21 protein-coding genes are annotated in these 23,764 nt (G+C 32.5%); 5 read left to right on the forward strand and 16 right to left on the reverse strand.

All coding sequences use genetic code 11. From position 1 onward, the window contains the following. Window positions 1–14 precede the first annotated feature (14 nt). From BXU10_RS13870 to BXU10_RS13890, 5 genes are all read right to left on the reverse strand, one after another. Window positions 15–587 (reverse strand): hypothetical protein, encoded by a 573-nt coding sequence (locus BXU10_RS13870; RefSeq protein ID WP_223255441.1) that lies wholly within the window; start codon window positions 585–587, stop codon window positions 15–17. Between the two features lie 79 nt (window positions 588–666). Next, window positions 667–1,215, reverse strand: coding sequence for an alpha/beta hydrolase (locus BXU10_RS13875; protein WP_078227814.1), 549 nt, complete (start codon window positions 1,213–1,215; stop codon window positions 667–669). Between the two features lie 160 nt (window positions 1,216–1,375). Further along, entirely contained in the window at window positions 1,376–3,634 is a 2,259-nt protein-coding gene (locus tag BXU10_RS13880) for a glycoside hydrolase family 3 N-terminal domain-containing protein (RefSeq protein ID WP_078227815.1), read from the reverse strand. A gap of 86 nt (window positions 3,635–3,720) precedes the next feature. Beyond that, window positions 3,721–4,089, reverse strand: coding sequence for a PUR family DNA/RNA-binding protein (locus BXU10_RS13885; RefSeq protein WP_078227816.1), 369 nt, complete (start codon window positions 4,087–4,089; stop codon window positions 3,721–3,723). Window positions 4,090–4,158: 69 nt separating this feature from the next. Further along, entirely contained in the window at window positions 4,159–5,937 is a 1,779-nt protein-coding gene (locus BXU10_RS13890; RefSeq protein WP_078227817.1) for an ABC transporter ATP-binding protein, read from the reverse strand. A 203-nt stretch (window positions 5,938–6,140) separates the two neighbouring features. On the opposite strand from BXU10_RS13890, the gene BXU10_RS13895 reads away from it, so the two are divergent. The 3 genes from BXU10_RS13895 (at window position 6,141) to yajC (ending at window position 8,768) form a co-directional block, all read left to right on the forward strand. Then, window positions 6,141–7,247 carry a Glu/Leu/Phe/Val dehydrogenase gene (locus BXU10_RS13895; RefSeq protein WP_031453760.1) on the forward strand — a complete coding sequence of 369 codons (1,107 nt, stop codon included), beginning with the start codon at window positions 6,141–6,143 and terminating at the stop codon, window positions 7,245–7,247. A gap of 224 nt (window positions 7,248–7,471) precedes the next feature. Next, window positions 7,472–8,383: a transcription antitermination factor NusB gene (gene nusB / locus BXU10_RS13900; protein ID WP_078227818.1), complete on the forward strand. Its 912-nt coding sequence runs from the start codon at window positions 7,472–7,474 to the stop codon at window positions 8,381–8,383. Window positions 8,384–8,486: 103 nt separating this feature from the next. Beyond that, window positions 8,487–8,768 (forward strand): preprotein translocase subunit YajC, encoded by a 282-nt coding sequence (gene yajC, locus BXU10_RS13905; RefSeq protein ID WP_078227819.1) that lies wholly within the window; start codon window positions 8,487–8,489, stop codon window positions 8,766–8,768. 787 nt (window positions 8,769–9,555) lie between these two features. On the opposite strand, the gene BXU10_RS13915 is transcribed toward yajC, so the two are convergent. From BXU10_RS13915 to BXU10_RS13955, 9 genes are all read right to left on the reverse strand, one after another. Continuing rightward, a complete protein-coding gene (locus BXU10_RS13915) occupies window positions 9,556–9,759 on the reverse strand; it encodes a hypothetical protein (RefSeq protein WP_078227821.1) in 204 nt (67 codons plus the stop codon). Next, entirely contained in the window at window positions 9,760–10,752 is a 993-nt protein-coding gene (locus tag BXU10_RS13920) for a hypothetical protein (RefSeq protein ID WP_078227822.1), read from the reverse strand. Beyond that, window positions 10,753–11,739, reverse strand: coding sequence for a hypothetical protein (locus tag BXU10_RS13925; protein WP_078227823.1), 987 nt, complete (start codon window positions 11,737–11,739; stop codon window positions 10,753–10,755). It abuts the gene before it with no gap. Between the two features lie 18 nt (window positions 11,740–11,757). After that, window positions 11,758–14,733, reverse strand: a complete 2,976-nt coding sequence (locus tag BXU10_RS13930) for a hypothetical protein (protein WP_078227824.1) — start codon at window positions 14,731–14,733, stop codon at window positions 11,758–11,760. 4 nt (window positions 14,734–14,737) lie between these two features. Continuing rightward, window positions 14,738–15,229, reverse strand: a complete 492-nt coding sequence (locus BXU10_RS13935; RefSeq protein ID WP_078227825.1) for a DUF4280 domain-containing protein — start codon at window positions 15,227–15,229, stop codon at window positions 14,738–14,740. 20 nt (window positions 15,230–15,249) lie between these two features. Beyond that, window positions 15,250–16,359, reverse strand: coding sequence for a hypothetical protein (locus tag BXU10_RS13940; RefSeq protein ID WP_078227826.1), 1,110 nt, complete (start codon window positions 16,357–16,359; stop codon window positions 15,250–15,252). A 351-nt stretch (window positions 16,360–16,710) separates the two neighbouring features. Continuing rightward, window positions 16,711–17,298: a YdeI family protein gene (locus tag BXU10_RS13945; RefSeq protein WP_078227827.1), complete on the reverse strand. Its 588-nt coding sequence runs from the start codon at window positions 17,296–17,298 to the stop codon at window positions 16,711–16,713. 1 nt (window position 17,299) lies between these two features. Then, window positions 17,300–18,577: a peptidase T gene (gene pepT / locus BXU10_RS13950; protein WP_078227828.1), complete on the reverse strand. Its 1,278-nt coding sequence runs from the start codon at window positions 18,575–18,577 to the stop codon at window positions 17,300–17,302. A 117-nt stretch (window positions 18,578–18,694) separates the two neighbouring features. Continuing rightward, window positions 18,695–19,831, reverse strand: coding sequence for a formylglycine-generating enzyme family protein (locus BXU10_RS13955; protein WP_078227829.1), 1,137 nt, complete (start codon window positions 19,829–19,831; stop codon window positions 18,695–18,697). 416 nt (window positions 19,832–20,247) lie between these two features. Here BXU10_RS13955 and BXU10_RS13960 point away from each other — a divergent pair, with 416 nt between their 5' ends. Continuing rightward, complete coding sequence (locus BXU10_RS13960; RefSeq protein ID WP_078227830.1) at window positions 20,248–21,282, forward strand: quinone-dependent dihydroorotate dehydrogenase; 1,035 nt, start codon at window positions 20,248–20,250, stop codon at window positions 21,280–21,282. Here BXU10_RS13960 and BXU10_RS13965 read toward each other — a convergent pair. Together BXU10_RS13965 and BXU10_RS13970 are read right to left on the reverse strand one after the other, a co-directional pair. Further along, entirely contained in the window at window positions 21,268–21,981 is a 714-nt protein-coding gene (locus BXU10_RS13965; protein ID WP_078227831.1) for a DUF3307 domain-containing protein, read from the reverse strand. The genes BXU10_RS13960 and BXU10_RS13965 overlap by 15 nt on opposite strands. Further along, window positions 21,978–22,592: a SatD family protein gene (locus tag BXU10_RS13970; RefSeq protein WP_078227832.1), complete on the reverse strand. Its 615-nt coding sequence runs from the start codon at window positions 22,590–22,592 to the stop codon at window positions 21,978–21,980. Before BXU10_RS13970 ends, BXU10_RS13965 begins: the two co-directional genes overlap by 4 nt. A gap of 211 nt (window positions 22,593–22,803) precedes the next feature. On the opposite strand from BXU10_RS13970, the gene BXU10_RS13975 reads away from it, so the two are divergent. Next, window positions 22,804–23,670, forward strand: a complete 867-nt coding sequence (locus tag BXU10_RS13975; protein WP_078227833.1) for a hydroxymethylglutaryl-CoA lyase — start codon at window positions 22,804–22,806, stop codon at window positions 23,668–23,670. Window positions 23,671–23,764: the final 94 nt, after the last annotated feature.

Genomic DNA, 23,764 nt, shown 5'->3' on the forward strand with positions numbered 1-23,764 from the left:
ATGGAGTTCGGGGTTTAGGTAAGTAAACTCCAAGTTTGCGTGCTAGTCAACCTGATGAAAAATATTTTAGGTATTCGTTTTTTATCTTTCCTCTCTTTCATGTGTTCTTCAATTCGCAACTTATCAACTGCTAATTGTTTTCTGAAAACCTCGAGCATTGTCAAATAGTCTTGTTTTGAAAAATTGAGTTCCTCTAATTTGTTAAACCAGACTATTGTAGAACCAACTTTCTCAGCTTCCCACTCTTTTGTTTTATCAATACCAACTCGTTTCCATTGTATAAAGTCTCCGCAATTTATGATTTCTGCAACTATTAGTGTGCAAGAAAAGTCATTGTCATCAGGGCACATCAAAATTGGACAAATTGTTGTTTCATTTTCATTCGGTAATATTCGTTTCCAAACAACTGCTTTTTCATCTTCACGTTCCATCCAATACACAAGCGTCGGAATAAGGCCTTTGAACATTTCGTTTGGATAAATTTCGTCAAGCTTTTCATCCAGCCAATTGTCATCAATTCGAAAATTTATGAAGTCCCAATAATCTTCATAATCGCTTTTGTCCTGTCTTGCTTCTATCTTGTTCATTGCGTTGTTTTTTAGATAACATCTTTGGACTCTTTTTTTAGTTTTGAATCTATGTTTTCTATGAGTTGAAATAAAATTTTTAGCTATTAATTTGATCAATCAACTTCTGCAAAATTAATTGCCCTTCTTCCCAATATTTTAAATCAGAATCAGAGTTAATGTGTCCTTGCTGTCCCACATTTACAAAGTCGCTGCCCCACATTTTTGCAAAATACTGTTTTCTCTCAAAAGAAGCATAAGGATCATTTTCGCTTGCAACTACAATTGAAGGAAAAGGCAATTGATAAAGTGGCATTGGTGAAAAATTTCTAATAATATCCGGGGTGTGTTCAGGCGAATCAACATCTGCGGGAGCAACCAATAATGCTCCGATTATATTTTTATTAAAATTGCTTTCTGCCCAATGTAAAACCAAAGAAACTGCCAGACTATGTGCTACTAAAATGGTCGGGTTTTCAATTTTTGAAACTTCTTCATTTAAGCGTTTAATCCAGTCTTCCCGAACTGGTTCATCCCAATTGTCCTGAATTAAACGAATAGAATTTTTAAATTTTTCATGCCAAAAGGTTTGCCAGTGTTTATCTCCGGAGTTTCCGAGTCCTGGTAAAATCAATAATTGTGTTTCCATTGCCGTGGATTTATTTAAGATATTATTTTTTCTTTTCTTTTTAATTCGTTTACTTTATTGCACTGTTATGATATTGAATATTCGTTTTGGTTTTATGTTCTGATTTTTAGGCAAAAGAAGAAATTTCAATAATAAAAAGACTATTTTTTAAGAATATAAATTATTCAACTTTAAAATCACCTTCGAGACCGTTCTCTGCATTTGATGCTACCCAGAATTTGAAATCTCCAGATTCTGTTTTGAATTCCATTTTATCATTATAAAACGCAAGATCTGAAACTGGAATAGAGAATTGTATGGTTCTAGATTCTTTTGGTTTTAATTCGATTTGTAAAAAGTCTTTAAGCTCTCTAACAGGCCTTACAATGCTGCCTGTAATATCACGTACATACAATTGAACTGTTTCTGTTCCTGTTTTGTTTCCGATGTTTGTAATATCGGCAGATACAGTTAGTCTATCATTGTTTTTGAGATTCGATTTTTCGATTTTCAAATTGGTATATGAAAAATTGGTATAACTCAAACCAAATCCAAAAGGAAATTGTGGTTCATAACCTGCATCAAGATAATGTGAATTATTCCCTAATGAACTTTGCCATGCTTCGACCGGAATGTCCTGAATTGCTACAAAAGTTTTAGGGTCTGCAGGTCTTCCTGTGTTTGGGTGATTATAATAGATAGGGATCTGTCCTACTTCTTTTGGCCAGGTTACCGGTAATTTTCCTGATGGGTTTGTCAATCCCTGCAATAGGTCAGAAATTGCAGGACCAGCCATCGTACCAGGATGCCAAGCCATAATAACAGCGTTTACTTTTGGCAGCACGGCTCCTAAAGTGATAGGTCTTCCAGCCATTAATATTAATATGATTGGTTTTCCTGTTTTATGTAATTCGGCTATTAATTTTTCCTGCAGGCCGGGTAAATTAATATTGGCTCTTGAATGCGCTTCTCCGGAAAGAATAGCTTCTTCTCCTGCAAAAAATAAAATTACATCTGATTTTTTAGCTTCTTCAATTGCTGATTCAAATCCTTCTTCGGATAATGAACGGCTATGCGAAAGTCCTGATGCGTAAAATACATTATTTTGTCCGAAACTATTCTGTAATGCTTTTAGTGGAGTTTGGGAGTCTTCCTTATTTCCATCAAAAGTCCATGTTCCTAATTGTTCACGGGGTGCGTCTGCTAATGGGCCTATAACCGCTACTTTTTGATTGGATTTTAAGGGCAAAATTTCATTTTCATTTTTTAATAAAACACAGCTTTTACTGGCAGCTGTTCTGGCCTTTTGTAAAGCCTCTGCATTTAATAATGAAAATTTTTCACGGTCTTTAAAATAAGGGTTTTCAAAAACCCCGGCTCTCAATTTTATTCTAAGAATATTACGAACCATTTCGTCTAATTGCTTTTCAGAAATTTTCTTTTCAGAAATTAAGTTTTTTAAGTGATGTGCATACGATAAACTGGTCATTTCCATGTCCAGTCCGGCTGATGCAGATTTAAGTGCTGCCTCTTTTTCATCGGAGGCATAACCATGAGGAATCATTTCAGTAACCGAATTCCAGTCACTCACAACAAAACCATCATATTTCCATTCTTCGCGTAAAATTTTCTGGAGTAAAAAACGGTTCCCCGAAGCCGGAATTCCATTAAGGTCATTAAAAGAACTCATAAAAGTTGCAGCTCCTGATTTTGCTGCAGCTTCAAAAGGTTTTAAATATACATTTCGAAGTAAGGATTCTGAGATGCTTACAGTATTGTAATCCCTTCCTCCCTCAGCGGCCCCATACGCTGCAAAATGTTTTGCACACGCCAGAATTTGCCCGGGAACAGAAGGATTATTGCCTTGAAAACCTTTTATGTAAGCAACTCCCAATCTCGATGCTAATAAAGGGTTTTCACCCGGAGATTCTGCTATCCTTCCCCATCGTGCATCTCTGGCAATATCAACCATTGGAGCGTATGTCCAGTTTATGCATCTTGAATAGGACTCATTAGCTGCGATTTTTGATGTTTTTTCAACCAATGACATATCCCAGGAAGCTGCTAATCCTAACGGAATCGGGAAAATAGTTTTATATCCGTGAATGACATCCCTGCCAAACAAGAGAGGAATATGTGTTGGACTTTCTTCTACTGCAATTTTTTGTATTTCAAGAACAAGATTAGGCTCTGTCAGATTTAGAATCGCTCCAACCAGTCCCAGCCGAACTTCATTTTTTAATTCTTCAGATAATCCTTTGCTTCGGCTAGAGGTTCCTTTCAGGCATAATTGACCAATTTTTTGTTCCAAAGTCATATTTTTGATGACCTTGTCTATTTTTGTCTCAATATTTAAATCTGATTTTTGGCTGTACGATATTGAACTTACCCAGAGAGAAAATAATAAACAATAAAGTAGTTTTGCGGTTAATGTTTTCAAGGTGAGATGTTTTTGATTTAAATATATAAAAAAAGTCCAAAATGCAGAACAAATTGGACTCGTACTTTTTAAAAAGTTATATTGGACTAAATATCGTCAAAATCAATATCTGTAAAACTCGATCTTTGCCCTTCAGGTTTATCAGAGCTGTATTCTTTTTTGAAATCTTTTTGGTGTCTTTCAGATATTACTTCTTCGCCTTTGTGGTTCAAAACATATGAAGTCATTTCTTCCAGTATTTCGGCAAAAGCACTAAAATCTTCTTTATATAAGTAAATTTTGTGTTTTTTAAAATGAAAAGAACCGTCTTCTTCAGTAAATTTTTTGCTTTCGGTAATTGTAATATAATAATCGTCAGCTTTTGTTGCTCTCACATCAAAGAAATAAGTTCTTCTTCCGGCGCGTAATACTTTAGAAAAAATCTCTTCTTTTTCTAACATGTCATTTTCTCTCATAATACGTTCTATCATTTTTTGGAATTAATAGTAATCAAAAATCATAAAAAATTATCTATTACGCAACAATTAAAGTAATTCTTTTTCTGAAAGTTGTTTTAAATATAACGATGCATAATAGCCCTCTTGATTTATTAATTGATTATGAGAACCTTGTTGTATGATTTTGCCATCTTCCAGAATGATTATTTTGTCAGCATTTTTGGCTGAAGAGACACGATGGCTAACTATAATGGTGGTTTTGTCTTTACAAATTTCAAATAAATTGTTCAAAATCGTTTCTTCGGTTTCAGTATCAACTGCAGAAAGACAGTCGTCAAAGAGCAAAATAGCAGGGTCTTTAATAATGGCACGTGCAATAGAAACACGCTGCTTTTGTCCGCCGGAAAGTGTAATACCTCTTTCTCCTAAAATAGTGTCGTATTGTTTATTGAAAGCTGTGATATTATCGTGAACCACAGCATTTTTTGCAGCTTCAATTACTTCTTCATCAGTTGCATTTTGATTGCCAAATTTGATATTGTTTTTAATGGTGTCCGAAAATAAAAAGGCATCCTGAGGTACAATCCCGATGTTGTTTCGTAAATCATTTAAATTTAAAGTCTTGATTTTATTACCATCAATCGTAATTTTTCCTTCGGTAACATCGTACAAACGTGAAATTAAGGATAAGATAGTGGATTTTCCGGAACCGGTTTTTCCTAAAATCGCCAATGTTTCTCCATTTTTGACAGAGAAAGTTACATTTTTTAAAGCTTTTATATTAGTATCCTGATAAGTGAAACTTACATTTTCAAAAGTAATTGAACCCTGAATATCTGACGAATTAGGATTGTTGTTTTTGATTTCAGGCTCAATTTTTAAAAACTCATTTAGACGTTTTTGAGAAGCTTCTGCCTCCTGAACCATTGATGAAACCCATCCTAAAGAAGCAACAGGCCAGGTCAGCATATTGACATATAAAATAAATTCGGCAATAGTTCCGATATTCGGAATTGTTCCGTTGATGTACATAATACCTCCAAAATAAATTACCACCAGATTACTGATTCCGATAAGAGCAATCATTAATGGACCAAACAAAGACTGAACTCTCGCAAGGCTTAAACTTTTGCTTTTGCTTTCGTCAGACAGAGCAATCATATTGTTCTGGTGCTGATTTTCTAATGAATATGCCTTAATAACCCGGATGCCTGAAAATATTTCCTGAGTAAAACTCGAAACTTTCGATAAATACTGCTGAAAAGTAGTACTGCGTTTATTGATTTCAGAACTCAGCTTAAAAATACAATACGACAGAAGAGGTAGGGGGAGAAGTGTATATAAAGTCAATAACGGAGAAACATTATACATATATAGTATAACAATAGTAAAACGTATAAATGTGTTGATTGTATACATAACAGCAGGTCCAACATACATACGAACTTTTGAAACGTCTTCGCTGATACGGTTCATTAAATCTCCTGTTCGGTTTTGTTTGTAGAAATTTTGAGAGAGGTTCTGATATTGACTGAAAACCTCATTTTTTAGATCAAATTCAATATGACGCGACATTACAATTAAGGTCTGGCGCATTAAAAAAGTTAAAAATCCTGCAACAATTGCACTTCCTATGATTAACAGAACGTTATGTATTAAATCCTGTTTATAATATCCGATAATAATCGAAGATTGCCGATCACTTTCAGATAATTTTAAGAATTTTTCAATAGTATCAAAAGACTGACTCACCAGTTTTGGAGTAAATAAGAAAAATATTTGTGCGATTATAGTGATTAAAATTCCAAAAGAAAAACTGTATTTGTACTTAATGAAATATTTGTTTAAATAGCTTAATTCTTTCATTTTTTTAAGAAATGTGATGTTGTATTGGTTTAAATTTTTGAATTATTATGAATTAAAAGTATAATAAATTGCAATTTAATCAAAACAATTATATTGTAAAATTATTAATTTAAAGTTTAAAAATTAGCACATGTGTATTTTTTATGTATGTTTGAGATGTCTTTTTGACGAATTCATAATTTTAACTAAATAATACTAGCGCTATGGATGCAACTTTCGCAACTGGAAAGGAACTTCAAAAAATGGATCCTGTTTTTGGTCAGTTATCTTTTAACGATCACGAACAAATTGTATTTTGCAATGACAAAGATACAGGTTTAAAAGCAATTATTGGTATTCATAATTCGGTTATGGGACCAGCTTTGGGAGGTACCAGAATGTGGAATTACAACACTGAATGGGAAGCTCTAAATGATGTTTTGCGTCTTTCAAGAGGAATGACTTATAAATCTGCGATTACCGGACTTAATATTGGCGGAGGTAAAGCGGTTATTATTGGTGATGCTAAAACGCAGAAAACGCCTGAACTAATGCGTAAGTTTGGTGAGTTTGTTCATTCTCTAAGCGGAAGATATATTACAGCTGAAGATGTTGGAATGGAAACAAAAGACATGGACACTGTTAGAGATGTAACACCTTATGTTACGGGTATTTCTGAAGAAAGAGGCGGATCAGGAAATCCTTCACCTGTTACAGCTTACGGAGTTTATTTAGGGATGAAAGCAGCTGCTAAAAGTCAGTTTGGTTCTGATGTTTTAGCCGGTAAAAAAGTTTTGGTTCAGGGAATCGGACACGTAGGTGAAACTTTAGTTGAATATTTAACAAAAGAAGGAGCGCAGGTAACAGTTACTGATATAAATGAAGAAAAATTATATCAGGTTGCTCAAAAATATAACGCATCTATTTATACAGGCGAAGATTTATATACTGCTGATGTTGATATCTATGCACCATGCGCAATGGGAGCAACAATCAATGATGCTACGATAGAAAAAATTAAAGCAAAAGTAATTGCCGGTGCAGCAAACAATCAGTTGGCAGATGAAAATGTTCACGGTGCTAGATTGCAGGAAAGAGGGATTTTATATGCTCCGGATTTCTTAATCAATGCTGGCGGAATCATCAATGTTTATGCCGAATTGGCGCATTATGGAAAAGCAGAAATCATGAGCAAAACCGAAAATATCTATAATACAACTTTAGAAATTATCGACTTTGCAGCCAAAAACGGTTTAACAACCCATAAAGCAGCGCTCACAATTGCTCAAAACCGTATCGATCAAAGAAAAATCGAAAACAGTAAAAAATAATTTTAAACAATAGTTTGATTCTCTGTCTCAGTTTTTAGTTTCAGTTTGCTATAGCAGCTGTTACTGGAAACTGGGATTTTTTTTAGGCTGAAACTTAATTGGTTTCTCAGGGCTTTTTTTATCGAATTAAATTTTAATTTAAACTCTTTAATTCTTATTTTTGCAGACTAATTTTTAAAAGTTCTTACAAGGTGGTAAATAGAAGACACTTACGCGTTAAAGTCATGCAATCCATTTATGCAATGCATCAAAGCGGTTCTGATAATCTGGAAAAAGAAGAAAAATTTCTTTTTTACAGCATCGATAATATTCAGGATTTATATCTTATAATGCTTTCTTCATTGATTGAAATTTGCAAAAAAGAATCCGTTTTTTTACATCTTTCCAGCAAAAAACACCTTGCCACTGCGGCAGAACGTAATCCGAACGAAAAATTTATCAAAAACAAAATTTTTCAGCTTCTTGCCGAAAGCAATTCTCTTAGCATTGCTTTAGAAAATCGTAAAATCAACAACTGGTCTTTAAACGACGATTATATCATTTTGCTTTTAAATGATATTAAAGCAAGCGATTTGTATGTAAAATACATGAGCAACAATGTAAATACTTTTGAAGAAGACAGACAATTTGTAATCGATTTGTTTTCAGAAGTCATTGTTCCGAATGAAAAATTGTATGAATATCTGGAAGATGATAAATTAACGTGGGTAGATGATATTCCGGTTGTAAATACGCATATTATTAAACAATTAAAGGCAATTAAAACAGAAGATCCTGATGATTTCAGAGTGCCAAAATTGTATAAAGATGTTGAAGATAAAGACTTTGCAAAGGATTTGTTTAGACGTACCGTTTTAAATGAATCAGTTTTAGCAAAAGAATACGATGATAAAACGCCAAACTGGGATAGCGAAAGAATTGCAGAAATCGATACCATTATCCTGAAAATGGCAATTTGTGAATTTTTGAAATTTCCTTCAATTCCGGTAAAAGTAACGCTGAATGAATATTTAGAAATTGCAAAAGAGTATTCTACACCAAAAAGCAGTATTTTTATCAACGGAATTTTAGATAATCTTGTAAAAGAGCTTACCGCTAATAAAAAAATGATTAAGGTTGGAAGAGGATTGATGTAATTTTTAAATAAATTCCAAAATCAAATAACAAATTCCAATGTCACTCTGAGCGGAGTCGAATAGCAAAAAAATATTAAATATAAATCAAAAATAAATTTAAATTATGGGAGGACAATTAGGTCAATTTGCGCCATTTCTTTTAATGTTTGTGGTAATCTATTTCTTCATGATCAGACCACAGCAAAAAAGAGCAAAAAACGAAAAAGAATTTGAAAGCAGCCTAAAAGTAGGTGACAAAATAATTACTAAAAGTGGTTTTCACGGTAAAGTTGTTGAACTTGCAGAAACTACTGTTGTTATTGAAACAATGTCAGGAAAATTAAAATTAGAGCGTTCTGCTATTTCAATGGAAATGAGTGCTGCTTTGAATGCTAAAAAAGCGTAAGTTTTTTTAAATTCCAAAAAATATTAAATCCCAAATTCCAATTTTAAAACTGGAGTTTGGGATTTTTTGTGTTTAGACAGTTTTTATATTTTCATATTTATTTGAGAAATAGCAAAAATAAGCATAGGTTAAAAAATAGAAACAGTTAACTAAAAAACCATAATTGTATTTTGAAGGTAACTCAAAATTAACAACGATAACAATTGATGCTATTAGAATGACTAACCAGAACAATATAAAAAAAACAGTTTTTCCTTTTGTATAGTTTATTGCTTTCGTATTACTAAAAAATAATAATACTATATAATTGTAGCCCCACCCAATTAGTAAGTTAATGAAATCTAATCCATTATAATAAAGTAAGATTGGAAAGAAACAAAGCGATATACATATAAACATTATTATGGGTATCTTTTTTTCTTTTTTCTTTTCGTCATGGTATAAAAATAAAGGAAAATTTAAGAGCAAAAGAAAAAACGAACCCCATAAATTTACCAATATTGTTGTTTCGGGGCTAAAATCTGTAAAAAACAAATAGAGGTTATAGGCCGCCCAAATTAGATTTATAATTACTGGAATAATGTTTATTTCGCTTGTTGGTTTTGCTAATTTTACATTTTTATGATATTTACTTTTTTGTGGGTTGATTATAGTTATAACAATTTCTCTTTTCTCCCAGGCTTTGGAAAAAAGTTGGTAAAGAATAAAAGAAACAAATAGAATAGGTAAATATGTAAAAAGAGATTCGAACATGTTAAAAAATTTATTAAAAACCTACAGAAAATGACTATGGAGGCGTTGGATTTTTTGTAACCCATTTTAAAGTTTCAATTTCTATTTGATATAAAGGCTCATAATCATATTTTTTTATTTTGCTTGATATGTGTGATATTCTTTCTTCAGTATTCATAGTATTTTCTATTTTTTCTTGAGAGTTGCAATTCACAAGAAAAAATAGAAATAAAAAACTTAATTTATTGATGATTTTCATTTAACGTATGATTTCTAATTCCTTTGAATCTTTAGGGATATGAAGATATAAATCAAGAGCTATTATCTTTTTATTTCCTTCATTATCTGTCTTTTCATATAAAAAAATGGATTTCCCTTTATTTTCAATGTCGCTTCTTTCGATGCTAATTATTTTATTATTACCGTGAATTGGCAGTTTATATTTACTTAAAGGGATGAAGGTATTTTTGAATTTTCCTTTATTGGCATTCATAGCATTTTGATATTTCTTAATAACATCTGGTTTTAGATATTCTGATTGATACCATTCTATGTCGGCTTTCAAATATTTAGTTTTTACGTAGTCAAAATTTTCATCTTTGTAATTGTTAATTAGATTTTCGCAGAATTTTAAAACTTTTTCACGTAAGACCTCTTGATCCATTTTACTAAGATCTTCACTTTCAGACCATCCTTTTAGTTCGTAAGGGATAGTTGCTGTAAAGTTAAATTCATTGATTATTGTATTTTGCAGAGTATAGTCAATAGGCTTTTCATAGTCTAAATCTCCATTATTATTTAATTTATATTGAGGAAGTTCATATCTCATGACACTTATAGGTTCTTCTAAATTACCGTTCTTATCCCATGCTGTTTTTTCAATTTCAAAGTTAAGTTTTGGATTTTTAGTAAAAAAAGGCGAGGGGGTTTGTTTGTCTTTGTATGATGGGTATATTTTTATTTGTAATTGTTGTATACCACTTCTTAGAATGGAATAGTTAATTGGAAACCAAAGAGTACCAGAATCACTATTAATTTTTTTTGCGACAGGAAGATCATTAACAGTTATTTCATAATTAAGATTAGTTTCTATTTTTATTCTATAAATTGGCTGATAATCAAAGTATTTTACTTTGTCAGCTATAAACGATAGTCTTTGTTCTGTGGTCATTGTTTTTTCTGTTTTTTCTTGTGAGTTGCAATTCACAAGAAAAAATAGAAATAAAAAACTTAATTTATTGATGATTTTCATTTAGCGTATGATTTCCAATTCTTTTGAACCCTTTGGAATGTGTAAAAATAGATTAGTCCATTCGATAACCTTTGCTCCCGAATTATTGATGTGTTGATATGAAAACATTGAATTTCCTCTATTTGGACCTGATGTACTTTCTAAAGCAACTACTGTATTGTTGCAATAATATGATAATTTGTAATTCTTTAAAGGAAGTATTTCCAAATTATTAAAATTAGTTTCATATAATGCCTTTTGGTATGTAGTTCTTGTGTTTTCAGAAAAATATTGTGCTTGATACCATTCTGTATCTGCTTTAAGATAAAGAGTATTAAAATAATCGAAATCCTTATCTTTAAAAGCATCAATAGTTTTGTAATAATATTGAGTCACTTTTTCCATTAATACTTTTTTGTCTATTTTGCTTAAATCTTCACTTTCAGACCATCCTTTTAATTCATAAGGCACTTTTGCTTGAAAAGTAAAATTTTTAGTTAACTGATTTTGCTGACTATAATCAATAGGTTGACTATAATCAGGTTCGTCATCACTATCCATTTTATACATAGGGAGTTCATACTTTAAGATGGTTTCAGGTTTTTCTAAGTGACCATTTTTATTCCATGATGTTTGTTCTATTTCTAAAGAAAAGAAATCCTTATTGGTTAGATGTTCATTTTGAATGTTTTGAGAATTATAACTTGGATATATTTTTATTTGTAAAGTTTGAATGCCACTTTTTAAAATAGCTGAATTAATATTGAAACCTATTTTACCACTCATTTTATCGAAATAAGTATATACAGGAAAATCATTTACTAATATCTGATAGCAATTTTGTGTTTTAACTTTTATTTGATACAAGGGTTCATAATCATATTTTTTTATTTTGCTTGATATATATGTTAATCTTTCTTCAGTGGTCATTTTGTTTTCTTTTTTTTCTTGAGAGTTACAACTTATTAAACAGATACTTAATATTAATGTTAGAATTAATTTTTTCATTTATTTTTGTCTTTATAATTATATTATAGGTAATTTCCAACCAGTTTCCCATTCGTAAGGGTCAAGTATGATGATTTTTCCTTCTGCCGTGTAATGAAAACCGTCTTCTTTCTTCATTGTTTCTAAAGTTTTTTTTCCGCCATTTTTGCCATTAGTTCCGACTCCAGCATTTATAATTGCTTCTAATACAAATCCTTCAAATTTAATTCCAGGTTCTATATAAATATTATCTCTATCGGCTTTTGTAACACATTCAACAGATATACCAGTAGTTGCTGTTACGCTAATTTCTCCATAAGCATAGGATTTTCCGAAAAGAAGTGAATTGAATTCACCATTAGCTTGAATCATTCCTTCTAAATTAAGCATTACTTTTCCATCTACTTTACAGGGAGAATCATCATCATCTTTCATTAATCGCTCAGTATATTTACTACCTTCAGCAGTATTTATAGTTCCTTTGAGTGCACCACTAATTTCTGAGGTTATTTTTAAATCGAGATTTATGTCAAAATTTTCCCCGAGAGCTTCATCTAAAATATCTAATGTTGCCACTACTGCTAGTACAGCAGGATGATTGATTTTATACAATAGTTGGTATACATCATATTTAATTTCAAATCCAAAAAGAGGATCAAGATCTATAGCCCCTTCTATCATGGTTCCCATGACTGGAGTATATAAATCTTTTGGAGGGTCTGCATACCAGCTTACTGAGAGTCCCACGCTTGGAGGTATAAATTCAAAACTCCAATTGCTCTCTTTTGTTGCTTTGTTTTTTTCTAATCTCTCTTGTAAACGCTCTGATCTTTTACTTGTTTTGGCGTTTCCTTTTGGTGAGTTTGTAGTTGTCTTGTTGTTTTTTCCATTAAAAATACTTTCAATCAAATCTTTTACATCTCCTATTTTTTTTAGGAAATCGGTTATTTCGGGCATTCCGGATGAAAGTTCTAAAGCCTGATGAGGACGATCAAATTCGCATATTAGAGAAAATTCGCAATCAATTAGCCCTAAGTCTGTAGTGTTGCTAATCATGTGCGAAGCCTGGCTTCTATAGGATTGTTTTCTTTTTGCTTTAGCTTTAGCCTTTTTAGCTTTTAGTTTGGCTTCTTTTATTTTTTTACGTTTCTTTTTTTCATCAGAATCAAGATTCTCAGATCGGGATTTTAGTTTTTTTAGATCATCTTTTGCTTCAAGCTCTTTGAGTTTCCATTTGTCATGATAGACCTCCCGTATCTTGTTAAATTCTTCGGCATCATAATTAAAAGCTAACTGGAGTGTCCATTTAGTATCCGGATAAACCAAAATATCCAGAGGTAAATTGGGGCAGCAGGTTTGTAAAGTAACAGGGTATTTTTGTGCAATTTTTTCATTATTAGGCCATAAAGTGGCTAATAATCCATTTAAAGGACTGACCGTATTTCCATGGGTAAAATCATATCCGACCTGCAATTCCAGTTTTTCATCTGTTGGAGGCTGCAAAACGAAAGGCTTGTGTTCTTCTAAAACTTTAAAAGAGGATTGAGTTTTTAGAGATGAAATACCATTTATAAATTTAAAATTGTTCGTAAACGTGCTATCGTCTGATCCATGATTTTTAACTTCGGCATTTGGGTTTTCTTTTGCAGGGCTGTTACTTTTATATTCTGCTAATCTCCATTTTTTACTTCTTTCGCCTTTACCGTTTTCGATTAATTTTTCAATTTTAGAAATATCAATTACGTGTCCTGTGTGTGTTTTAACCGGATCTTTAGCGTGTAAACATTCACTGGTCTTTAAACCTTCTAATTCTACTGTGAAATCTTTTCTGGCTTCTTTTATACCAGCGGTCAGAGGAAAAACTAATTTTTTTAGGTTTTTATTGTTTTGTACATTATAGATTTCGATTTCAACGGTTTCTTCGCCTCTGGCATATTTACCCACAGCTCTGTTGAATCTACAGGGTAAAAAATTTGCAATGTTAGTTTCTATCGTACCGGCAACCAAAACTTTGTTTCCTTGTGGTTCTAAAGCCGTTTTTTCTTTTGTCTGACCTAATATTTTTATAAAAGGTTCATTGTTTGTTTTGTTGATTTTTAAGTGTTGATTATTTACAGCCGTATAAATAATGGCTTTCAACTGAATAGAATTTTCAGTTCCCTTGGAGTTACTTGTTTCTTTATTGACAAAGAAAGCCCAAACGGGATCTACATAAATATCTACAACGCACTTTTGTACAGTTTTTTTTGTAGATTTTTTATTGTTTTTATCTGTTGTTTCTAAAATATATTGCTGACAGTCAATAACGCGGTCGTCCAAATCTTTATGTACTATTACCTCTCTTGTTAATGTTTTATGAGATATAGGTACATTTTTTTTGTCAATTTGCTCTTTAGGTCTTGGTACACTTTGATATACACCATTATCTTTTTCAAATAATGGCAGATCCTCATCCTCAAATTGTATATCCCAAAGGTCAATTAGTATTTCGTCTCCGTATAAACCTTCCGTATAAATGTGAAGCTGTATGGTTTCGCCATACTTTGTATTACCTTTTATTATTGCGCCATTATTGCCCGATGAATACTCTCGCCATTCATAACCTACTACTTTAGGAGTTGTTTTTCCGGATACAAAAATACCATTATTAGGACTGCATGTTGGAGAGGTTACGCCATATATATAAGGCTCTAGCCAGGCAACTGCATTACCACTGTAAATTGTCGGAAGGTAAAATCTTCCTCCGGAGTAACCTTTGCCAATAAATTTGTTGTATTCGCTGTCCGTAAATGATAATTTGTTTTCAACTATATTCCATATCCAGACAGTTTCTCTTTTCTCAGCCTCTGTTAATTCATTCCAATTTTCTATTACAACATTAACAAAAGGATTTTGATTTTGCGGTTTATTTTTGCTATCCGAATTTGGTTTGGATTTTTCAATTTTAATAAATGAATTATTTGGATTGTAAACATCATTAATTCCAGGATTAACTTTTAATTTAAATTTTGGCATAATACTAATCTTTAATTGGTAGTTGTGTGTTTTCTATTTCCAAATTACCCAGGTCTATCCCCGGAAATATTTGTGCGTTTGTTTCGCTATTTGTGTTTTCTACATTTTTTTTAGAAACTTCTGCCACTTGTCCATGATTTTTTATTGTGATACAATCCGGGCCTCCAATTGGGCAAGTAGCTTTACTGTCTTCAAGTAATATTTTACCTTGATTAGATAACGTTACTTTCTCATAAAAACCACTCCATTTTGTAATTACCGCCTGACAAGGCAGATAATCTCCACTCCCGTTGGGTTGCATTTTACATTTGCCAAAAGTGTTTTTTTCTAATGTCTGCCCAATTTCTTTGTCAGTACCAATAAGTTTATCCTTTCCATCTTTATCATTTGCATAATGTTTAGAATGCGTTTTAACTTTTAATTTATCAATTTTAGGTTCAACGCTAAATTTGCACTGACAGGTTGCTCCTTGTACAACAAAATGTTTTTCGGCCATAATAAATGGATTAGATTATCTTATTTCTTTTTAAACATGCCTAAGAATTTCTCTAATGAGTTTTTTCTTTGGACTGGGGTAATTTCTTCTACAAAAAAGCTCACTTTTTCCTTAGGTTCTTTAAATACATCAGGTTTGGGAGTATCGTTTTTAAATATTTTACTTAAATCTATAATATCTTCGTCTCCCATAGTCTGGAAGTTTTGAAATTGCTCTTGTGCTTTTCGTTCCTCAACATCAGAGTATGGCCTGAAGTTTTCATCTTCAACCAAATGGTACAAAGCTATTTTTTGTACTTTATTTAGGGTTATATTTATCTTAGTATTAAAAGTAGAAATAATTGAAAATATTGATTTGTCTTCCCCGTAAAGTTTGTATTCCACTTCCATTTCTGATTCTAATGGTTCATATGCTTTTCCTTGTAATTTAGACTGCGGATAATTAAGCCCTCTTAAAACTTCATCAATAGATCGCTCATCAATGCTTTTACCTTTGGCATTAATAATTATTTTATTGGTAGCAGTATAATGTTCCTCAATAGTGTGATCTGTTTGGTAGTCAATAAACTGATTACCAAAAACAGGTGATTTCCACTTGTATGTTTGTGGTTTTTCTAGTGGGTATTCGATATAGAGAGGGGAGAAGTACAAGTGAAAAAACCAATCCTGATTTAATGATTTTTCAAGCGCATCTTTGTTTAGAATTAGTTTTTGGACCTTATTAAGAATTTTATACGCAATTTCACTGTAATAGTAAGTGCCAAGGTGTTCTTTTAAAGATTGCCACCTTTTTACAATTTCGTCATGATTGTATAATTCATAGATAGTGCCGTCTTTAGCCGGTATTATTTTTATCGGAAATAATGCTTTTGAACATTTGTCAAGCATTTGTTCTACAAGTAAATCGGGTTCTTGCTGATCAATATAGATTTGCTTTCTATTTATTTCGAAAATAAAGTTATTATGAGTGTTACTGGTTTCACAATTAATTTCGACCTCGTAATGTAATTCTTTAATAAGTTTTTCATTTTCGAAATCCTGATACATGTATCCATATTTTCTTGTTTCATAAAATCTGGAATGTTCCAACTCACGATTATGATAAAAGATTATTCTTTTTAATTCCGGCATATATTAAGAAAAGGCTTGTTATTTATACTTGGTAAATGTAGGATTTTGTTTTCAAACAAAACTACGATTATTCTGAATTTAACAATAATTCTATCAATTAAAGCATGTGAAAAATTCATAAATGAATGTAGATATATTCAATTTTTACATTCTGAAGAAGAAGCTTTACAAGTTATTTGGCTAAATGAATTTGATTTGTAGAACCTCTTATGAGGATTGCTCCGCTTGTTCACAATCGTTCGCTTCCTAGCCTTCTAATTAACAGAAAATTAAAAAGCCTTTATCAGGTTTTAAACTTTGATAAAGACTTCTTAATAGTTTGGAATTTAAAAGCATTGGAATTTCTAAACGTTACCTGTACTTATCATTCAGCCCAACATTCGCCAATATCATAGGAATCACTTTTTCAATTCTGGAAAGTTTAGTTTTTTCCTGTTTGGCGGTTTCAATATATTCTAAAAACTCGTATTGTTTGTAAGGAGAAAACTTCTGAAAGGCTTCTTTTAAAGTAGGATTCTGAGCCATTTCTTTTTCTAAAAGCTCAGAAATTATTGCTTCTTTTTTTGAAGGTTTGATTACTTTTCCCTGCTTCTCGTTTTGGATTGCCTCGAAAATATATTTTAAAACTTCTTTTTCGTTGATTTCTTCTTTCGAAGTAAAACGCCATTGGCGCAAAGATTTTGTTAGATTCTCCTGAGCGTTTATCAGTTTCTTTTTTTCGTCTTTCAGGAAAACTCCGTTGAAAAACCAAATGGCAAAATAATCTTTAAATCCGCCAAGGCCAATTACGTTTTTCTTTTCATAAACATAAACCGAACCGCCCCATTTTGTGGTCTTAGTCAGTTCTGTTTTATCCATAATAGATTTGAGAAGTAGTAGTTCTTCTTCCCATTTATCTCCGTATTTCCAAATGCCTTTATTTTCGGATTTTGATTCCAAATTATCTTCTTCCTTTAGGTTTTTCAGGTGTATCGAAAATTCCCGGAATTGCTGTTAATTCAGCAATTTTTACAATTACATCAGTTGCTTTTTGGATACTTTCTGCCGGAACATATTCGTATTTTCCGTGAAAGTTATGACCGCCTGCAAAAATATTAGGGCAGGGTAATCCCATAAATGACAATTGAGATCCGTCTGTACCGCCACGAATAGGTTTAATGATTGGTTTTATATGCAGTTCGCGCATTGCTTTCTCTGCAATATCTACAATATGTTTTACCGGAAGCACTTTTTCTTTCATATTGTAATACTGATCTTTAATTTCAGCAGTTACAATGTCTTCTCCATATTGTTTAGCGAATTTTTTATTGAATTTTTTGGTAATCTTCTCAATTAATTCTTTTCGCTTTTCGAACTTTTTCTTGTTATGATCACGGATAATTAACTCTAAAATAGTTTCTTCAATATTTCCTTTTATATGATGAACATGGAAAAAACCTTCATAACCTTTAGTTTCCTGTGGTGTTTCTCCTTTTGGAAGTTCATTGATAAAATCATTCGCAATCAGCATCGAATTGATCATTTTTCCTTTCGCATAACCGGGATGAACGCTTTTTCCTTTAAAAGTAATTTTGGCTCCCGCAGCGTTAAAGTTTTCATATTCCAATTCACCAATTTGGCTTCCGTCCATTGTATATGCCCATTGCGCTCCGAATTTCTCTACATCAAAATGATGTGCTCCGCGTCCTATTTCTTCATCAGGTGTAAACCCGATTCTGATTTTTCCATGTTTAATTTCCGGATGCTGAATCAGATATTCCATTGCTGATACAATTTCTGTAATTCCGGCTTTATCATCGGCACCCAGCAAAGTGGTTCCGTCAGTTGTGATGATAGTCTGTCCTTTATATTGTAGTAAATCCTTGAAGTAATCTGGAGATAAAATGATGTTTTTTTCAGCATTCAAAACAATATCTTTTCCGTCGTAATTTTCAATAATCTGCGGTTTTACATTCGCTCCGCTAAAATCAGGAGAAGTATCAAAATGCGAAACAAATCCAATGGTTGGAACTTCATGATCAACATTGCCTGGCAGAGTCGCCATGATATAAGCTTTGTCATCTATAGTGATATCCTGTAAGCCAATTGTTTTTAGTTCTTCAACTAATTTATTGGCAAGATTCCATTGTTTTTCTGTACTTGGTGTAGTTTGTGAATTTGGGTCTGATTCAGTATCAATAGTTACATAACTGATAAAGCGATCTATGATATGTTGCATTTTTTTAATTTTTTAGCAAAGATAGAATTTTTAAGATGGATTATTGAGTTTGATAATCAGTAATAAGAAAGGATTCTATTGGTGAGAATAGAATCCTTTCTTATTAAAATGGTGTTATTAATTGCTTTGAACACATCTGAATCCAATATGATTTGCGGGAGACTGATAATCTCCTTTTCCTCTGGTTCCTACCATGTAGCGTGTGCAATATTGGTCTGTGCATAAAAAGGATCCTCCGCGTTGTACTTTTTTAGGTAAATCTGGTTCTGCAGGGTCATAAGATTTTTCAGGTCCCTTAGGATTTTTGATTGTTTGCCCGCTTTCACTTAAAATAGAATAATAGTCAGTCGTATACCAGTCGTTTGTCCATTCCCAAACATTTCCGCCAATATCATATAATCCATATCCATTTGGTTCGAATTGCGCTGTTGGAGCTATTCCTATGTAGCCATCTTCTCCTTTATCTCCTTTTTCTACAGGGAAATTTCCCTGATAGATATTGGCCTGAAATTTTCCTTTTGGTTTTAACGTGTTTCCCCAGGCATAAAGTTCTCCGGTTTTTCCTCCTCGTGCTGCAAATTCCCATTCTGCTTCTGTGGGTAATCTTTTGCCTGCCCATTTTGCATAAGCAGCCGCATCGGCATAAGAAACCTGAACGACAGGGTATTTCTCTCTTCCTTTTATTGAGCTTCCGGTGCCTTCAGGATGTCTCCAATCTGCTCCTTTAACATAAGTCCACCATTGCATGTAATTATTTAAATCAACTTTTGCAGGAGTTGGAGTAAACACTGCAGATCCGGCAATTAAATTTTCTAAAGGGGCATCAGGATATTCTTCATGAGTAGGCGCTTTTTCAGCTAATGTTACATATCCTGTCGCTTTTACGAATGCTTCAAATTGTTCGTTAGTTACTTCTGTTTTATCCATATAAAACCCATCAACATATACTCTGTGTATGGGTGAAGCATCTTTGGTAACACCTTTTATACTGCATAAACTTTCGTCTTCTACATTGCTGCCCATAGAAAATTCTCCTCCCGGAATCCAGGCCATCCCTTTTGGTGTTTTGCCGGTTGGTTTGTTTTTGTTTTCAATGGTTGGTTTAAATAATGATTCTGCAGATATGTGTGGTGTTTCGGAACACTCCATTGCTGCGGATTTTGGTTTAGGAATTATTGTTTTTGTGAAGCTATATGCAATAGAAATAACAGATATTGTTAGCAAAGCAAAAATCCAATAGGTTTTAGTTTTCATTAGGGTAGTCTTTGAATTGGAAAAGTATAAATTGAATACATAAAATAATCAAAGTTATAAAAATATTCTATTTATTCTATAGGGTTAGTAATATTTTTATTTATTCTTTTGATAATAACCAAATTGTCTGACATGTGATATTTATTTATGTTTTCATTATTTAGTGTATAGTGTTAATTTTTATGAGTGTAGGAGTTGTTAAGTTAAGTAAAATTTTATTTTGAGAAAAGCTTTAATTTATATTTTCGATTTTTGTTTTTAATGTGATTTTGTGATTCAGGTTCTGTTGTTTAATATAATTTCAGATACTTTTGGTAGGAGAGGCAACAAAATTGAACTAATTTGTTTTGTATAAAAGAAGTCATTTTAAAGTTTAATATCTAAATTTGCATCCAAAAAAATAATAACACACTCTTATGTATAAATTGATAATCCGCCCGATACTTTTTTATTTTGATCCTGAAGAAGTTCATTACTTTACTTTTTCATTTGTCAAATTCATTTCAAAAATTCCGGGAGTTACATCGATTATCAAATCAATTTATGAAGTAAAAGATACCCGATTAGAAAGGGAAGTTTTTGGTATTAAATTCAAAAATCCGGTTGGACTTGCAGCAGGATTTGATAAAGATGCGAAACTTTATAAAGAACTTGGGGATTTTGGTTTTGGTTTTATAGAAATAGGAACTGTAACTCCTGTGGGTCAGGAAGGAAATCCAAAAAAGCGTTTATTCAGATTAAAAGAAGATCAGGCAATTATTAACCGAATGGGGTTTAATAACGGCGGTGTTTTGGAAGCAGTTGAACGTTTAAAAAAGAATTCAGGAGTTTTAATTGGTGGAAACATCGGAAAAAATAAAGTAACTCCAAACGAAAATGCTGTTGACGATTATGTCATTTGTTTTGATGCTTTGTTTGATCACGTAGATTATTTTGTGGTGAATGTAAGTTCTCCAAATACCCCAAATTTAAGAGCTTTACAGGATAAAGAACCCTTGACAGCTTTGCTTCAGACATTGCAAAACAGAAATGTTGAAAAGCAAAAAACAAGCAGTCAAAAAGTTAAACCAATTCTTTTAAAAATTGCTCCGGATTTAACAGACGAGCAGTTATTAGATATTATTGATATTGTAAAGATTACACAGATTGCTGGTGTAATTGCTACTAATACAACAATTTCAAGAGACGGATTACAATCACAAAATCAATCTGAAATGGGAGGCTTGTCCGGAAAGCCATTAACGAAACGTTCTACAGAAGTAATTCGTTTTCTTTCTGAAAAAAGCAACAAAGCATTCCCGATTATTGGAGTGGGAGGAATTCATTCTGCCGATGATGCGGTTGAAAAACTAAATGCAGGAGCCAGTTTAGTACAATTATATACAGGTTTTATTTATGAAGGACCTGCTTTGATAAAAGCGATTAATAAAAAAGTTTTAAGGCAATTTTAAAAGTGCCTGAATAATCAATCCCACGATTGTTGCAATCCCAAAACTTATTAGAGTCCCAATCATTACATATTCAGTAAGTTTTCGGTCTTTGGCTTCTTTTAAATCTCCAAACCTGAAAATAGATTTGGCAGCCAATAAAAACCCGATGGCTTCAAAATGCCCAGTTAAAATAAATCCGAATACAAATAAACGTTCTAGTATGCCAATGTAATTTCCTGCATTGGCAAGCGAATTATCCTGATTGCTGTTCTGACTTTCTGGACTCCAAATAGAAATAATAGTTTTAATAAAGATAGAAGTAGGTTTGGTTAACAATAATATTCCGGTTGCCAAAATCCAAAAATTATTTTCCTTCCAAAAAAAGATAATGCTTTTGTTCTCATATAAAAGTACAATCGAAATAAGAATCAATATGTGTAAAATTTGGTCCGTGACAAACCAAGTGCGTTTTGTGTTATTTTTTTGAAAACTTAATTTGATTAAATCAATAATTCCATGTGTGACTGCAATTAAAATAGCGTATGGAATAAACTGAATTTCTCCGGCCAAAATTGCTGCTAAAGTCCCGTGCAATAAAATATGAAAGTATAAAAATTTACTTTTATACTTCTTAGTTTCCTTGTCGGTCACCCATGAATTGGGCTGCCATATAAAATCCCCTAATAAATGTGCTAAAAGTAGTTTTATAAATAAAATCATGAGATTGTAAGTTGTTTTATCTGAGTTCTGAAATAACGGTCTAAATTCATAACCAAATCAAATTGAGCGCGTTTTTGTCTCCTGCTGACAGCTGCTTGATTAATGTTCAATTTTTGCCCCAGTTCTTCTTGTGATAGCGTTGGGTTTTCTATTGCAGCAGCAACAAATTTTGCTGATTGAACAAGCCAGTTATCCATAAAAGTCAACGCCAGTTGTATCATTAGATTTAATTTTTCATCAATATCCACATTACCTGTTCGTATGGCCAGAGTTACTTTCTGTTTTTTTAAAGTTTCAAAAAGTTCTCCCGAGTGTATAAAAGCGCCCCCGTTGCTTTCGGATATTTTTTCGGCATTATGCGTTTTATCTCCAAAACCAATACTCATTCTGGCATCAGATTTAATGGCTCTTAAATGAGCCTTTAACAGAATAGCAGTTAATAAAGCATCTTCCGGGTTTTTAACTTCAATTTGAAATTCGTCGCCCCTGTAAACCTCCCATTGACTCGGTGTTTCTCCAAACTGAATTAGAATTTTTTTTAAGTCTTCGACCCAATGTCTTGATTTTTGTTGTCTTGAGCCAATTATATCACCTGTAATTATGCTAGTCATAACATCAAATATAATTAAAAATAAATAAAGTTAATATTACAAATATAAGGAATATTTTAAATTATTACGCTTTTGTGTAATATTTTGTTTTATTACGTTTTTCGGTAATATTTTTAATTATTACCTTAAAAAGGAATATTCAAATAAAGAAAATTATAACTTTTATTTCTTTAAAAAAGAGCCTAACTTAGCCTTTACAAAAGAGTAAGCTTTGAGTAAAGAAATCAAAATTATCGAATGTCCACGTGATGCCATGCAAGGTATCAAAACATTTATTCCTACCCAAAATAAAGTTTCTTATATCCAGGCTTTGCTCAGGGTAGGTTTTGATACAATAGATTTTGGAAGTTTTGTGTCTTCCAAAGCGATACCTCAAATGCAGGATACTGCTGCGGTTTTGGCTCAGCTTGATTTATCTCAGACAACAAGTAAGCTTTTGGCGATTATTGCCAATACACAGGGTGCATCAGCTGCTTCTGAGCATGAAGCCATTCGGTATTTAGGATTTCCTTTTTCGATTTCAGAGAATTTTCAGATGCGAAATACACATAAAACTATTGCACAGTCTTTAGTGACACTTGAAGAAATTTTTGAAATTGCCGATAAAAAAAATAAGGAAGTAGTGACCTATCTGTCCATGGGGTTCGGAAATCCATACGGAGATCCCTGGAATATTGAAATCGTAGGCGAATGGACAGAAAAATTAGCGAAAATGGGTGTGAAAATCCTGTCTCTTTCAGATACTGTCGGAAGCTCAACGCCAGAGGTTATCACTTATCTTTTCTCTCATTTAATTCCGAAATATCCTCAAATAGAGTTTGGAGCACATCTGCATACAACACCTAATAGCTGGTTTGAAAAAATTGATGCCGCACATAAAGCAGGCTGTACGCGATTTGATGGTGCTATTCAGGGTTTTGGTGGCTGTCCGATGGCAACTGATAAACTAACGGGTAATATGCCAACAGAAAAACTCATTTCATATTTTACGGCTAATAAAAAAACGACCGATTTAAATTCTTTAAGTTTTGAAAGTGCTTATAACGAAGCTTCTAAACTATTCGGTAAATTTCATTAAGATTTTGAAGCTATTTCCGGCTCTCCATTTCAAGCACTCGGGCAAAAACACTTTTTTCCAAAGTCCTTAAAAGAGCTTCCGCCGGTCGCTTTTT

The organism is Flavobacterium sp. LM4 (genome assembly GCF_002017935.1).
Classification (GTDB): Bacteria; Bacteroidota; Bacteroidia; order Flavobacteriales; family Flavobacteriaceae; genus Flavobacterium; species Flavobacterium chungangense.

Coding starts and splice junctions, on each gene's coding strand:
- BXU10_RS13960 (WP_078227830.1), top strand. CDS start 20,248: ATGTATAAATTGATAATCCGCCCGATACTTTTTTATTTTGATCCTGAA.
- nusB (WP_078227818.1), top strand. CDS start 7,472: ATGCAATCCATTTATGCAATGCATCAAAGCGGTTCTGATAATCTGGAA.
- yajC (WP_078227819.1), top strand. CDS start 8,487: ATGGGAGGACAATTAGGTCAATTTGCGCCATTTCTTTTAATGTTTGTG.
- BXU10_RS13940 (WP_078227826.1), bottom strand. CDS start 16,359: ATGCCGGAATTAAAAAGAATAATCTTTTATCATAATCGTGAGTTGGAA.
- BXU10_RS13965 (WP_078227831.1), bottom strand. CDS start 21,981: ATGATTTTATTTATAAAACTACTTTTAGCACATTTATTAGGGGATTTT.
- BXU10_RS13955 (WP_078227829.1), bottom strand. CDS start 19,831: ATGAAAACTAAAACCTATTGGATTTTTGCTTTGCTAACAATATCTGTT.
- BXU10_RS13930 (WP_078227824.1), bottom strand. CDS start 14,733: ATGCCAAAATTTAAATTAAAAGTTAATCCTGGAATTAATGATGTTTAC.
- BXU10_RS13925 (WP_078227823.1), bottom strand. CDS start 11,739: ATGAAAAAATTAATTCTAACATTAATATTAAGTATCTGTTTAATAAGT.
- pepT (WP_078227828.1), bottom strand. CDS start 18,577: ATGCAACATATCATAGATCGCTTTATCAGTTATGTAACTATTGATACT.
- BXU10_RS13920 (WP_078227822.1), bottom strand. CDS start 10,752: ATGAAAATCATCAATAAATTAAGTTTTTTATTTCTATTTTTTCTTGTG.
- BXU10_RS13890 (WP_078227817.1), bottom strand. CDS start 5,937: ATGAAAGAATTAAGCTATTTAAACAAATATTTCATTAAGTACAAATAC.
- BXU10_RS13875 (WP_078227814.1), bottom strand. CDS start 1,215: ATGGAAACACAATTATTGATTTTACCAGGACTCGGAAACTCCGGAGAT.
- BXU10_RS13870 (WP_223255441.1), bottom strand. CDS start 587: ATGAACAAGATAGAAGCAAGACAGGACAAAAGCGATTATGAAGATTAT.
- BXU10_RS13935 (WP_078227825.1), bottom strand. CDS start 15,229: ATGGCCGAAAAACATTTTGTTGTACAAGGAGCAACCTGTCAGTGCAAA.
- BXU10_RS13915 (WP_078227821.1), bottom strand. CDS start 9,759: ATGAAAATCATCAATAAATTAAGTTTTTTATTTCTATTTTTTCTTGTG.
- BXU10_RS13895 (WP_031453760.1), top strand. CDS start 6,141: ATGGATGCAACTTTCGCAACTGGAAAGGAACTTCAAAAAATGGATCCT.
- BXU10_RS13970 (WP_078227832.1), bottom strand. CDS start 22,592: ATGACTAGCATAATTACAGGTGATATAATTGGCTCAAGACAACAAAAA.
- BXU10_RS13885 (WP_078227816.1), bottom strand. CDS start 4,089: ATGAGAGAAAATGACATGTTAGAAAAAGAAGAGATTTTTTCTAAAGTA.